The 11,929-nt window shown below is 66.1% G+C and carries 15 protein-coding genes; 4 read left to right on the top strand and 11 right to left on the bottom strand.

The genetic code is table 11. From position 1 onward, the window contains the following. Nucleotides 1-2: 2 nt before the first annotated feature. From R3F42_14710 to R3F42_14755, 10 genes are all read right to left on the bottom strand, one after another. On the bottom strand, nt 3-749 hold the full coding sequence (locus tag R3F42_14710) for a type II secretion system protein N (protein MEZ5543270.1): 747 nt from the start codon (nt 747-749) through the stop codon (nt 3-5). Beyond that, nucleotides 746-1,237, bottom strand: coding sequence for a type II secretion system protein GspM (gene gspM / locus R3F42_14715; protein ID MEZ5543271.1), 492 nt, complete (start codon nt 1,235-1,237; stop codon nt 746-748). Before gspM ends, R3F42_14710 begins: the two co-directional genes overlap by 4 nt. Beyond that, nucleotides 1,234-2,445: a type II secretion system protein GspL gene (gene gspL / locus R3F42_14720; GenBank protein MEZ5543272.1), complete on the bottom strand. Its 1,212-nt coding sequence runs from the start codon at nt 2,443-2,445 to the stop codon at nt 1,234-1,236. Before gspL ends, gspM begins: the two co-directional genes overlap by 4 nt. Before the next feature lie 82 nt (nt 2,446-2,527). After that, entirely contained in the window at nt 2,528-3,490 is a 963-nt protein-coding gene (gene gspK / locus R3F42_14725) for a type II secretion system minor pseudopilin GspK (GenBank protein MEZ5543273.1), read from the bottom strand. Next, on the bottom strand, nt 3,487-4,101 hold the full coding sequence (gspJ, locus tag R3F42_14730) for a type II secretion system minor pseudopilin GspJ (GenBank protein ID MEZ5543274.1): 615 nt from the start codon (nt 4,099-4,101) through the stop codon (nt 3,487-3,489). Before gspJ ends, gspK begins: the two co-directional genes overlap by 4 nt. After that, nucleotides 4,098-4,490, bottom strand: a complete 393-nt coding sequence (gene gspI / locus R3F42_14735) for a type II secretion system minor pseudopilin GspI (protein ID MEZ5543275.1) — start codon at nt 4,488-4,490, stop codon at nt 4,098-4,100. Before gspI ends, gspJ begins: the two co-directional genes overlap by 4 nt. Further along, nucleotides 4,490-5,080 carry a type II secretion system minor pseudopilin GspH gene (gene gspH / locus R3F42_14740; GenBank protein ID MEZ5543276.1) on the bottom strand — a complete coding sequence of 197 codons (591 nt, stop codon included), beginning with the start codon at nt 5,078-5,080 and terminating at the stop codon, nt 4,490-4,492. The genes gspI and gspH overlap by 1 nt, the downstream gene beginning before the upstream one ends. Beyond that, entirely contained in the window at nt 5,046-5,468 is a 423-nt protein-coding gene (gene gspG / locus R3F42_14745) for a type II secretion system major pseudopilin GspG (GenBank protein MEZ5543277.1), read from the bottom strand. The genes gspH and gspG overlap by 35 nt, the downstream gene beginning before the upstream one ends. A 181-nt stretch (nt 5,469-5,649) precedes the next feature. Continuing rightward, nucleotides 5,650-6,141, bottom strand: a complete 492-nt coding sequence (locus R3F42_14750; protein ID MEZ5543278.1) for a DUF5063 domain-containing protein — start codon at nt 6,139-6,141, stop codon at nt 5,650-5,652. Nucleotides 6,142-6,298: 157 nt separating this feature from the next. Continuing rightward, the gene (locus tag R3F42_14755; GenBank protein ID MEZ5543279.1) at nt 6,299-6,472 is read right to left on the bottom strand and encodes a rubredoxin; all 174 of its coding nucleotides are present in this window, start codon (nt 6,470-6,472) and stop codon (nt 6,299-6,301) included. A gap of 107 nt (nt 6,473-6,579) precedes the next feature. Here R3F42_14755 and R3F42_14760 point away from each other — a divergent pair, with 107 nt between their 5' ends. The 4 genes from R3F42_14760 to R3F42_14775 all read left to right on the top strand — a co-directional run bounded on the left by R3F42_14760 (nt 6,580) and on the right by R3F42_14775 (nt 11,493). Next, a complete protein-coding gene (locus R3F42_14760) occupies nt 6,580-7,377 on the top strand; it encodes a hydroxymethylpyrimidine/phosphomethylpyrimidine kinase (GenBank protein ID MEZ5543280.1) in 798 nt (265 codons plus the stop codon). Beyond that, nucleotides 7,377-8,009, top strand: a complete 633-nt coding sequence (gene thiE, locus R3F42_14765; GenBank protein ID MEZ5543281.1) for a thiamine phosphate synthase — start codon at nt 7,377-7,379, stop codon at nt 8,007-8,009. Before R3F42_14760 ends, thiE begins: the two co-directional genes overlap by 1 nt. Nucleotides 8,010-8,172: 163 nt before the next feature. Continuing rightward, nucleotides 8,173-9,453 carry a glutamate-1-semialdehyde 2,1-aminomutase gene (gene hemL / locus R3F42_14770; GenBank protein ID MEZ5543282.1) on the top strand — a complete coding sequence of 427 codons (1,281 nt, stop codon included), beginning with the start codon at nt 8,173-8,175 and terminating at the stop codon, nt 9,451-9,453. 21 nt (nt 9,454-9,474) lie between these two features. Next, entirely contained in the window at nt 9,475-11,493 is a 2,019-nt protein-coding gene (locus R3F42_14775) for a phosphatase PAP2 family protein (GenBank protein ID MEZ5543283.1), read from the top strand. Nucleotides 11,494-11,499: 6 nt separating this feature from the next. Here R3F42_14775 and R3F42_14780 read toward each other — a convergent pair whose 3' ends face one another. Beyond that, nucleotides 11,500-11,904, bottom strand: coding sequence for a response regulator (locus R3F42_14780; protein MEZ5543284.1), 405 nt, complete (start codon nt 11,902-11,904; stop codon nt 11,500-11,502). Nucleotides 11,905-11,929: the final 25 nt, after the last annotated feature.

An 11,929-nucleotide genomic window follows, 5' to 3' on the forward strand; every position in this document is an offset into this window, starting at 1 on the left:
GCTCAGATGCGACCGGTCGAATTGATCAGGAACTTGCCATCGGGTTGCCGTCGCAACATGGCCTCGAGCAACCCCGTCGTGGCGGGTGCAACCTCCGGCCCCGGCTGCAGCAGCAGACGGATGGTGTAACGGCCGTCGGGGCCGAGCGTGATGTCGCCGGCCACGCCCAGCGCCCCGCCCTGCGTGACACGCGCCACCAGGTCCTGCTCCCGGTTCTCGATGGCGCAGCTGATGTCGCCCAGCGGCAGCTGTACGGGAGAGCGCAGCTCAGCCGCCGCCCATTCCAACACACCCGTGACATCCCGGGCCTGGCCGCGCTCGAGCGTGAAGCGATCCAGCTGCAATCTCAGCTGTCCGCTACTGGAAATCGCGACCGGCGTGAAGGTGTTGATCAGGCGATCCGCTTGCAGCTGTAGATCGAACGCGTGCCCGACCAGGACCCCGTTCAGGCCCAGGCCGACCCGGCCCGCGCCGCGGTAATCGGGGTTGCGCAGATCCAATAGGTATTCGAGCCTGCCGCGCAGCAGGCCTGTGGGGCTGAAGCGCCAGCCCACCGGCCCGAGCTCTTCGCCCTGATAAGCCAGGGACCCGGCTTCGCCGGCGAACACCGAACCGGAGACCGCTCCGATCTGCAGGCCGTCGATCTGGCGCGTCACGGCGCCGGTGAGCCGCTCGACCGGCAGGGTCAGCAACAGTACCGGGATATACACCGCGATCCCGAGCGCGATGAAGCGCCAGGCGCGCTTCACAGCGCCGGCGCCTGCAGCGTCAGCCGTACGTTGACCCGGCCGGCCGCATCGGCGACCCGCTCGATACTGGCCGTGTCGGCGGAGATGCCGTAGCGCTCTGCCAGACTCCCCAGCCAGCGGACGACCTGGTCGAAGGCTGCGCCCTCCAGCCAGACCCGGACGCTGTCCGCACCTTCCGGCTCGACCCGCTTCAGCGCGCCGGATAGCCCGCCGGCGCGGGCGGTGCTGTCCGCCAGCGATAGCAGGGATTGACCGCCCAGCCCCCCGCCACGCACCCCGCTGCGCTTGAGCTGCGCGAGCAGCTGGGCGCTCTCCTGCATCCAGACGGCGGTGGCGCGCTGGTCGGTTACGGTATCGCGCAGGTCGACATAGCCGCCACGCAGGGGCGCCCAGATCAACAGGTAGGCCAGCAGCAATACGAGGAACGCGGCAACGGCCAGCACCATCATGCGCTCGCGCGGCGCCAGGTTATCCAGCCACTCTTTCATGTGCCCGCCTTCTGTATGCGCAGCCGGCTCTGCACGCGCTGGTCATCACCGGTGGTCGCCGACTGGATTTCCACCGCCAGCCCGCCGCTGCCGGCCAGGGCCTGCTTGAGCTGGTCGAGCGCCTGCAGGTTCGGCATCTTCACGTCCAGGTCAAGCCGCCCGGAACGGAAACTGATACCCCCGAGTTCCAGACCCTGGACGCTCTTCATGACCGAGCCGGTCTTGCCGAGCAGCACCAGGAAATCCGCGCCGCTGTCGGTACCGTGCTGCAGCCGGTCGAGTTGCTGCTGCATCTGGAGCCGTGGGTTGACCACCCGTTTGGTCCCCGGCACGGCGGCAAGGAAGGTTTGCTCGATGCGGGACTGGAGCTGCTCGCTCTCGCGACTGAGCCGGAAGTAATCGACGCCCATGGCGATCAGGCTGACCAGGATGCCGGCGAGCAGCAGGGCCGCGGTGGCACGCCACGGTTTCCACACCCGGGACCAGTCCCCACTGCGGATATAGTCGCCCTGCAGCAGGTTGATCGGCCGCCCCTCCAGGCCCTGCGCGAAAACGACCAGCGGATCGTCATCGTAAAAGGTCTCGCTGACCTCACCGGCGTAGTCATCGACCACCGGTGGCTGGACATCCGGACGCACGATCATGCGCACGGGGGCGGGCACTTCGCCCTGCTGCAGCGACAGCATCATGTCCAGATTGTCGCCGTCGACTGCGTAGCCGCTGTCCCGGCCGGTCCGTACCAGTACCAGATGATCGACCACGAGCGCCGTCATCGCCTCCTCGACCAGCGGCAGGGCAAGCATCTCGGGAATCACCTGCTGGACGTCCAGGGTGGTGGTATCCAGCGCGGCCGTCAGCTGGCCCATGTAATCGCGCTCGATGACCGCGACCGGCCATGCGCCATCCGCGTTCGCATCCCCGAGCGCGAAATGCAGCTGCTCCACCTCCTCGGAGAGCTGTTCCTCCAGCGCATAGGGCACGGCACGCAGCAGCTTCTGGCGGTTCCGGCCGGGGATGCGCACGCTGGTGAGCAGACACCTGTCACCCGGGGCAAGCACGACAACGCGCACGCCCTCGGCGTCCTGTGCAGCCTGCGCGAGTGGTCCGGCGTGCACGTCGCTGCGAGGCATGCCGGCGGGATCCAGGCGCAGCCAGCGCCAACTGTCGCCGGTGATGGAATCCGCTTTCAGCAGCAATGTGTCACGCATGCAGGTCCCTTCTCTTGCCTGAGGCGGCTATCCTAGCAGAATCGCCCGGAAAAATACGGAATTCCATTGCAGATACATCGTCTTAACCGGACGGTTGGACGATGTCCGTCACCCGGGTGCGGGCATGGACCTGCAGGAGCTTCGCATCCCGTTCCAGCACGCTCTCCAGCTGCGCCGTGCCGATGCCGACCTTGACGTCCGTCACCACCAGAAACCAGTGGCTGGCGACGTCCACATCCATCACGACAGTCACCCCATGCAGCGAGGGGTGGTCCAGGAAACCGCTGCGATTGTCGAACGGCGTCTTCTCCCGGTCCGCCAGCAAGGCCTCCACCCCGGTCACGGTCATTTTCGGGTCCAGCGCGAGCAATACCTCGGCCGTGGCGGTGTTTACATTAATCGGCGTCGGATCGGGCAAGGCGGTGACGTGCGGGGCCAGCACCCGCATCACCTCGTCGGTGAAGCCCTGCACCAACCGCAGCTCGCTGATCGAGGCCATCCGGCGGTTCGCGGCCCGGTACGGCGGATCCTGCAGCAGATAGGCATCGTCCTCGGCGCCGCCGGGAAAGGTGGCATTGATATCGGTATCGACCCAGTCCAGCAGCGCCGCGGCGAGCTCCGGATCCAGCTCCAGCACGCCCAGCAGACGCCGGAAGTAATCGACATTGACCGGACTGGCATTGCCGTTGTTGTCGACCAGGTTGTTCACGTTGAACCGGCCCTGCAGATCGCTGACGTGGCCGCTGACGAAGCCGCCCTCGACGGGGATCGGCGGCAGGGCGGTGGCCCAGTCCTCGTCCAGCGAGTCATGCGCGCTGCCATCCACGTCCCGGCGCAGGATGACCTCCGCCCAGCTCTCCGCCGCCAGCGCATAGAAATAGGCCTGTTCCCCGTGCACCAGGTTACCGGTACGACGGACATCGACGTGCAGACGCGTCGCCATGGCGACCGCGGCCACGGTCGCCAGCGCCACCACCAGCAGGGCGGTGACCAGGGCCACGCCCTGCTGCCGCGTAATCCTGATGTGGCGGCAGGTAGTTTTCATTCGGGTAACCGGAACAGCCAGACCAGCTTACCGAAGCGCTTGTGCTCCAGGGTGACCTCGATGGCCCGGGGCAGAACCGCGGCAGCAACCCCGGGTAGCGTGAGGGCGGAGGCTCCGGCCCAGCTGGTCTTCCAGCCATCGTTGTCCAGATAACGTATGTCGAGCTGCGTGATCTCGTCCGTCAGCGGCTGCCGCACCGGCTGACTGTCCTGGGCCCGATCGAGCACAGCCCAGGTGTAGCGCACCAGCTGGTCGTCCTCGAAGGCGTAACTGACCCGCTGCAGCGTGCTGCGCGCCAGCGCCAGCGGATTGCGCCAGCCACCGCGGGTCAGTTGCATGGTTTCGCTGCCCACGAGCGGCGGCAGCTCGGTGCCGTATTCATCCCGTACCGGGCGCGCCACGATCTGCTCCAGGTCGCGCTCCATCAGCAGGTAGACCTTCTGCAGCCGGCCCAGCTGGTCCGCGGCCTCGGCCGTGGCCGCGCGCTGTGACAGCACGCTGTTCAAGCCGCCATAGGCCATCACGGCCAGCAGGCTGAATATGGCCAGGGCGACCAGCAGTTCGAGCAGGGTGAACCCGCGGCCGGCGGTGATCGGGGATACGCGCCTCATGTTCCGGGCGTGATCAGTACCGGCTGCAGCAGAAATCCGCTCAGGGTGGTCAGCGGTTCCTTGGCCTCCTCCGCTGCAGGAAAGATCTCGACGTCCAGGCGCCGCAGTTCCGACTCCTCCGTCTGCGAAATCCGCGCCGTCCAGCGCCATTCCTGCCCCCCCATATCCGTGGTGCCCTTGCGCTCGCCGACCGACGGCCACTCGTTGCGCAACTGGAATTCCCCGAGCACATTGCGCGCCACCCAGGCAGCAATGGTCCGGTCGCGCAGGTGTGACTGGTTGGCGGTGTAATCGCTCGCAGCCTTGATCACGGCACCCATGGCCAGTGCGAGCACGGCGAGCGCCACCAGGATCTCGAGCAGCGTGAAACCGTGCTGGCGGCAGCGCATCACAATGGTCCCTCGCGGCTGCGGCTGACATCACCCAGGATCGTGGCAGAGAGGCGGTAGCGGTAGTCGCTGAGGCGCGAATCGAATATGACAGAGAATGGGGTCATTTCGCCACTGGACAGAATCAGCACCTGCGGCGGCGGCTCCTTGTCCCTCTCCGTGGCGACGGCATCGGGCGCCTGATCGCCTTCGAGTTCTAGCTTGAGGTGAAGATCAGCCGGCAGATCGTGGCTGCGCAGCATCGCGTCGTCAGGCACGGTCCAGCCATCCTGCTCCAGCACCACGAACTCGTAACCATCTTCGCCGAAACGGATCCCCAGCTCCTCGCCACGCACGATGGCCTCGTCGTTGACCAGCGCCAGCAGGGTCTCCAGCCGGCGTGCCTCCTGCTCCATGAGCTTCACCACGTCGTCACCGCGCAGCGACAGGGTGGCGAAGCTGAAGATGATCCCGATCAGGACCAGCACCACCATGAGCTCCAGCAGGGTGAAGCCGGGCGCGCACGCACGCAGGCCCCCGCCGGGCAGGCGGGCCGATGCGCCGGATGACTGCCGGTTATTGCAGGTTCCAGTTACCGATATCGTCTTCACTGGGTTGCCGGTCGGGGCCGAGCGAGAAGATATCGATGGCGCCATGCTCACCCGGACTCAGGTAGTAATAGGGCTGCTGCCAGGGATCAAGCGGCAGGCGGTCAACGTAGCCGCCGTCTTTCCAGTTGGGCGGCTCCGGCGAGGCGGGTTTGTCAACCAGCGCCTCGAGTCCCTGGTCGGTCGTGGGATAGACGTAATTATCGAGCTTGTAGAGATTGAGCGCGGCTTCCAGTGAACGGATGTCCTGGCGGGCCTTGGTAATGCGGGCCTGGTCGGGGCGGTCCATGACCTTGGGCACCAGGATCGCCGCGAGAATACCCAGAATAACGACGACCACCATGACCTCGATGAGGGTGAAACCGGAATGCCTGCGGGTGAATTGCCTCATGAGTTAACCCTTGCTGATTGACGAACGAAAGCCGGCTGCCGCCCGGCGGTTGCAGCCTATTCTAGTGTGTTTGCCGGCACGGCAACAGACACCCCAGGGACCGGTTCGGTTCATGATAAATACAGGAAACTCATGAAAACAGCTACGCCGTCACGGTCGCTGCCGGGGAGAATCGCGCGTTCTAGTTGATCGCCAGCTGGTTGCGCACCTTCAGGGCATACAGATGCCGTTCCGCATCCACAAGGTGCTGCCCCCAGTGCAGGCGGTAGCTGGAACGCCACGCCTGGGCAGCGCGCTGCGGCCAGAGGTCATCCAGCAGCTCGAGCCCGTGCCGCAGGTCGAAATAGATGTCGGTCAGGTCATCGGCCAGGCTGCCGGACATGTGCACCGCCTCCGGCGCGGCATCAAACTCCAGCCAGTAACCGTCCCGTTCGCCCAGGACCAGGCGCAGGCGGCTGTAGAGTTCGAAACGGTCATCGAGATCGGTGTCGGTGAGCGGCATGTCCACGCTATCGTAGCTATTGAGCGCGGTAACGGCGGCATGCAGTCGCGGCATCAGCTCGAACAGGGCTTCCAGCCAGTCATTGCGTCGGGTCTGCGCAGCATCGATCAGACGGCAGAAATCGCCGGCGACGGCCACCATCTCGGAAAGCGTCTGGGGAAAGCCGCTCATGTCACAATGTCAGCAGTGAATTCATGATAGTTACCCGCCACAAAGTGCGGTCCCGGGGTGATTTCGCTGCCTCAAGTGTAGCCAAAATCCGGCCACATGCACGGTAGGCCATGCGCAGGATTGCGCACCGCACTGACTGCGGGACGTTGCGAAAACGCTAGATTTCCACCAGCTCGAACTCGTCCTTGGTTGCGCCGCATTCGGGGCACACCCAGGTATCCGGGACATCTTCCCAGCGGGTGCCCGGAGCCAGCCCCTCCTCGGGCAGGCCCTCGGCCTCGTTGTAGACGAAACCGCACACCACACACACGTATTCACGGTAAGCGCTCATTTCTTTATCCGCTTGCTGGAGAGCTCCTATTGTACGGGTCTGCCGCGCCGTGAGAAGTGGACGCATTCGCAGCACCGGCCTGTGCCGACTTCCGCTATGATTCGCACATGCACGAAAGACCCGTGGTAATCACATTCGCCGGGCATGATCCGGGCGGCGGCGCCGGTCTGCAGGCGGACATCGAGGCCCTGCTGAGCCAGGGTTGCCGCGCCGCCACGGTCATCACCGCCCTGACCGTACAGGACACCGCCGATGTGATGGCATTCCAGCCGATCGAACCCGGCCACGTGGTCAGCCAGGCACGCGCCATCCTGGAGGATATGCCGGTCAGCGCCTTCAAGACCGGCATGCTGGGCAGCGTCGACAACTGCGCCGCCATCCACAGCATCCTGTGTGACTATCCCGATATCCCGCTGGTTCTCGACCCGGTGCTGGCCTCCGGCAACGGCACGGCGCTCGCAGAGACCGGCCTCATCGATGCCGTCCGGGATCTGCTGCTGCCCCAGGCCACGATAGCGACACCGAACAGCATCGAGATCCGCCGCCTGGCGCCGGAGGCCGATACCCTGGACGCCTGCGCCATGGCCCTGCTCGATCGCGGAGTCGAATATGTGCTGCTCACGGGCACCCACGAGCCGTCCCCGCACGTGGTCAACACACTGTACCAGGGACACCAGCGTCTGGAATCCTTCACCTGGGAACGCCTGCCGCACAGTTATCACGGCTCCGGCTGCACCCTGGCCGCCAGTCTCGCCGGCCTGCTGGCACACGGACTCGACATGCTGCAGGCCTGCCACGAGGCACAACACTACACCTGGCAGGCCCTACAGGACGGCTATCGGCCCGGCATGGGGCAATACCTGCCCAACCGCCTGTACTGGGCGGAGGCCGACCAGGACAGCTGATGCGCCGCGCCGGAGTGGCCGACGGCCTCTACGTCATCACGGATCCCGGCACCCGTGCGCCGGCGCAGTTGGTGCAGCAGGTCGCGCAGGCCCTGGCCGGCGGCGCGCGACTGGTCCAGTACCGCGACAAACGGGCCGACGCGGGGGAACGCCATGCACGGGCAGCAGCACTGCTGTCGCTGTGCCGGCAGCATGGCGCCACGCTGATCATCAACGACGACATCGAGCTGGCCGCGGCGCTCGGTGCACCCGGGGTCCATCTCGGGGCCACGGATACGGCCATTGCCATTGCGCGCCAGCGCCTGGGCGCGCATGCCATCATCGGCGCCTCCTGCTATGACCAGCTGGATCGGGCCCGCGCTGCCGTGGCAGCGGGTGCCGATTACGTGGCATTCGGTCGATTCTTCGCCTCGCACAGCAAACCCGAGGCGGTCCAGGCGCAACCGGCACTGCTGATGCGTGCCCGCCGCGAACTCAACGTGCCCATCGCGGCGATCGGCGGCATCACGCCGGAAAACGGGGCCGGCCTGATCGCGGCGGGTGCCAATCTGCTCGCGGTCATTCACGGCGTGTTCGGTCAGCCGGACATCGAGGCGGCGGCCCGCGCCTATGCGCGGCTGTTCGAACCCTGACGCCCTGCGCGCCCCGACTGCGACCACAGTGCTCATGCAGGGCCACGCAGTCCCGACCGCTATCCCTGCGACCCGCCGGTACCCATGACCTGCCTCACCTTTCACTTGGCGCGCTTTATGCGACAATCCACCCTGGCCATCAATACATGAAGGAACCCGCGCCATGAGTCGCTCTCAAGAACTGTTCCACGCCGCCTGCGAGCATATCCCGGGCGGAGTCAATTCGCCGGTGCGCGCCTTCCGCGGCGTTGGCGGCGACCCGGTGTTTTTCACGCGTGGCGAGGGTCCCTGGCTGTACGACGCCGATGGCAAACGTTACATCGATTACGTGGCCTCATGGGGGCCGATGATCGCCGGCCACGCCCATCCGGACGTGATCCGCGCAGTGCAGGACATGGCTGGCAACGGCCTGGGCTTCGGCGCGCCAACCGAGATAGAAACCCGCATGGCCGAGCTGCTGTGCCGGCTGGTACCGTCGATGGACATGGTGCGGATGGTCAATTCCGGCACCGAGGCCACCATGAGCGCGATCCGCCTCGCCCGTGGATTCACCGGCCGGGACCGTATCGTCAAGTTCGAGGGTTGCTATCACGGCCATTCCGATGCCCTGCTCGTCAAGGCCGGCTCGGGTACGCTGACACTCGGTGTCCCGACCTCGCCCGGTGTCCCGGCCAGCGTCGCAGCGCACACGAGCACGCTCACCTATAACGACAGCACGGGGGTCGAGGAGGCATTTGCGTCGATCGGCGACGAAATTGCGGCCATCATCGTAGAACCCGTCGCGGGTAACATGAATTGCATACCGCCGGAGCCCGGTTTTCTGGAGACCCTGCGCCGGCTCTGCGACAGCCATGGCTGCGTCCTGATATTCGACGAGGTGATGACCGGATTCCGTGTCGCCGGCGGTGGCGCCCAGGCGCGTTACGGCGTCACCCCCGACCTGACCACGCTCGGCAAGGTTATCGGCGGCGGCCTCCCGGTCGGCGCTTTCGGCGGGCGCCGGGAAATCATGGAGCAGATCGCCCCGCTGGGACCGGTGTATCAGGCCGGCACCCTGTCCGGTAATCCGCTGTCGCTGGCCGCCGGCCTGGCCACCCTGGAACTGGCCACCGCCCCGGGCGTGCAGGAACAGCTGGACGCCAGCGCGCGCCGCCTGACGGACGGCCTGCAGGCCGCGGCCGAACAGGCGGGCATTCCTTTCACCACCAACCAGGTCGGCGGAATGTTCGGATATTTTTTCAGTTCAGATGCGCCGATACGGCGCTTCAGCCAGGTCAGCGCCTGCGACATGGAACGCTTCCGCAGGTTCTATCACGGCATGCTGGACGCGGGCGTCTATCTGGCCCCGTCGGCGTTCGAGGCCGGCTTCGTCTCCAGCGCGCACAGCGCCGACGTCATCGACGCCACGCTGGATCGCGCCGCGCAGGTGTTCAGCTCCCTCTGACATCACCCAGCCCGCCGCCCGATGGATGCGCTGCTGCAAACCTCGCTGACCTGGATTGCACAGCACCCGCATGCCTTCAACGCGGTGGTCTTCCTGGTCGCGCTGATGGAATCCCTGGTGGTGCTCGGATTGCTGATCCCGGGCGCCGCACTGCTGTTCGGCGCCGGCGCCCTGATCGCCACCGGCGCACTGCCGCTGCATCCCATCCTGATCTGGACGATCCTCGGCGCCGCCATCGGCGATATCATCAGCTTTCTCCTCGGCCGGCATTATCACCAGCGCCTGCGCGTGATATGGCCGTTCAGGCGCTATCCGGCGCTGGTCAACCGGGGTGTCGACTTCTTCGTGGATCATGGCGGCAAGGGCGTGTTCATGGCGCGCTTCATCGGCCCGCTGCGCCCGATCGTACCGGCCATCGCAGGCATGCTGAACATGGCGCCCGGACGCTTCCTGCTCATCGACAGTCTCGCCTGCCTGTTGTGGGCACCGGTGTACATCCTCCCGGGCATGGTGTTCGGCGCCTCGCTGGGCCTGGCGGCCGAGGTCGCCGGCCGGCTGGTGGTGCTGCTGGTGGTCATCGCCGCGCTGGCCTGGGGCGGCGTCTGGCTGATCGGCACGCTGATCCGGCTGCTGCAGCCGCATGCCACACATACCCTGGAGCAGGCGCTGGAATGGAGCCGGAGACACCCGCGCATCCGGCCGCTGGCGGGCTCGCTGCTCGATCCCGATCACCCGGAAGCACGCGGCCTGGCCGTGCTCTCGGTACTGTTCTTCATCACCCTCTGGCTGCTGCTGCTGATCTCGCGCCAGGTGCTGCACGGTCATGCCCTCGAGGGCATCGATGCGTATGTCTACCAGGGCCTGCACAACCTGCGCACGCCCTGGGCGGATGCGATCATGCTGTTCTTCACCCGCCTCGGCGACCGCCTGGTCCTGGCCCTGATCATCGCGGGCAGCTGCCTGTGGCTGTTCTGGCGTGGCAACAGCAAGGCCGCGCTGCACTGGCTCGCGGTCTACAGCTGCACCGGGTTGCTGACCTGGATCCTGAAAATCTCGACGCACATCACGCGCCCGGTAGCATACGACGGCAGCTACTCGTTCCCGAGCAGCCACACCAGCATGAGCGTGGCGGTATACGGCTTTCTCGCCCTGCTGGTCGCACGCGAACTGCCGCAGACTCGGCGCTGGCTGCCCTATTTCAGCGCAGGCGTCCTGATCGTCACGATCAGCCTGTCCCGACTATACCTTGGCGCACACTGGCTCTCCGATGTACTGGCGGGACTCAGTCTGGGGATTTTCTGGGTGGCGCTGATCGGTATCGCCTACGATCGGCACCCGGCACCGCCGTTGCGCACCCGCCCCCTGCTGGTGACGGGCCTGCTCCTGCTGATTGCTGCCGCCAGCTGGCAGACCCGGCTCTCCGACATTGATAACGAACTCGCACATTACACGCCTCCGAACTCCATACAGCGGATCAGCGGCCGCACCTGGCGCACCAGCGGCTGGGAGACCGCTCCCGCCTTTCGCATCGACCTCGAGGGTCGGAACGAGCAACCGCTCAACTTCCAGTGGGCCGGCACGCTGCAATCACTGCAGCAGGCGCTCACCAGGACTGGCTGGCATCCCGCCCCGGCGTTGAGTCCGCTGACAGCGATGAGGTGGCTCGCGCCCGCCCCCGCCATCGATGAACTGCCGGTGCTGCCCGAGGTGAACGACGGCCGCCACCAGCAGCTGCTGTTGCTCGGACCGGCCGGCGCGGATCCGCGTCAACGGACGGTCCTGCGTCTGTGGCCGTCCCATATGCAGCTCCTGGATAGCGGCTACCCGGTGTGGGCCGGCAAGGTCTCGACCCTCTACCTGGAGGATGGCCTGCCGTTGATCACCTACCTGCGCTCCGCAACCGACTACACGGCACCGCTGCAGCTGCTCGAGTCCGCCCTGCATCAGAATCCGCACATCAGCACGCTGCTGCGTAACCGCGTGGCTTCCGTACCGGGTATCCAATGGCAGGGCGAGGTCCTGCTCGGCTGGGAGCACTGACCAGCTTCAGACGACGTCAGCGCAAGCCTCGATGCCACGCCGGCTGCGGATCGCACGCTGCATATGCTCAAGCAGCACCTTGCTGTTGAACGGCTTGGTCAGATAACTGAACACGCCGCGGCCTGCCGCATCGAAGGCATCCGGGATCGTTCCATGCGCCGTCAGGATCAGCACCGGCAGATCGGGATCGCGCGCATGCAGGCGATCGAACAACGCCATGCCGTCCATCCCGTCCATGCGCAGATCCGTGATCACCAGGTCGGGCTGGAACAGCGGATGCTGCGCGAGCGCCTGCTCCCCGCTCTCCACGGCGAGCACGTTGTAACCCGCAGCCGACAGCCGCATGGACAGCAAGCGCAGCAGACTGCGGTCATCATCCACCAGCAGGACACGCGGCTGCGGCACCGTCATGACTGCAGCCTCGGCGCACGGTGCT

Source organism: Pseudomonadota bacterium, from assembly GCA_041395565.1.
In the GTDB taxonomy this organism is placed as follows: Bacteria; Pseudomonadota; Gammaproteobacteria; order UBA9214; family UBA9214; genus UBA9214.

Coding starts and splice junctions, on each gene's coding strand:
- thiE (MEZ5543281.1), top strand. CDS start 7,377: ATGCGCCGCGCCGGAGTGGCCGACGGCCTCTACGTCATCACGGATCCC.
- hemL (MEZ5543282.1), top strand. CDS start 8,173: ATGAGTCGCTCTCAAGAACTGTTCCACGCCGCCTGCGAGCATATCCCG.
- R3F42_14750 (MEZ5543278.1), bottom strand. CDS start 6,141: ATGAGCGGCTTTCCCCAGACGCTTTCCGAGATGGTGGCCGTCGCCGGC.
- gspJ (MEZ5543274.1), bottom strand. CDS start 4,101: ATGAGGCGCGTATCCCCGATCACCGCCGGCCGCGGGTTCACCCTGCTC.
- R3F42_14775 (MEZ5543283.1), top strand. CDS start 9,475: ATGGATGCGCTGCTGCAAACCTCGCTGACCTGGATTGCACAGCACCCG.
- gspG (MEZ5543277.1), bottom strand. CDS start 5,468: ATGAGGCAATTCACCCGCAGGCATTCCGGTTTCACCCTCATCGAGGTC.
- gspI (MEZ5543275.1), bottom strand. CDS start 4,490: ATGCGCTGCCGCCAGCACGGTTTCACGCTGCTCGAGATCCTGGTGGCG.
- gspM (MEZ5543271.1), bottom strand. CDS start 1,237: ATGAAAGAGTGGCTGGATAACCTGGCGCCGCGCGAGCGCATGATGGTG.
- R3F42_14780 (MEZ5543284.1), bottom strand. CDS start 11,904: ATGACGGTGCCGCAGCCGCGTGTCCTGCTGGTGGATGATGACCGCAGT.
- gspK (MEZ5543273.1), bottom strand. CDS start 3,490: ATGAAAACTACCTGCCGCCACATCAGGATTACGCGGCAGCAGGGCGTG.
- R3F42_14755 (MEZ5543279.1), bottom strand. CDS start 6,472: ATGAGCGCTTACCGTGAATACGTGTGTGTGGTGTGCGGTTTCGTCTAC.
- gspL (MEZ5543272.1), bottom strand. CDS start 2,445: ATGCGTGACACATTGCTGCTGAAAGCGGATTCCATCACCGGCGACAGT.
- R3F42_14760 (MEZ5543280.1), top strand. CDS start 6,580: ATGCACGAAAGACCCGTGGTAATCACATTCGCCGGGCATGATCCGGGC.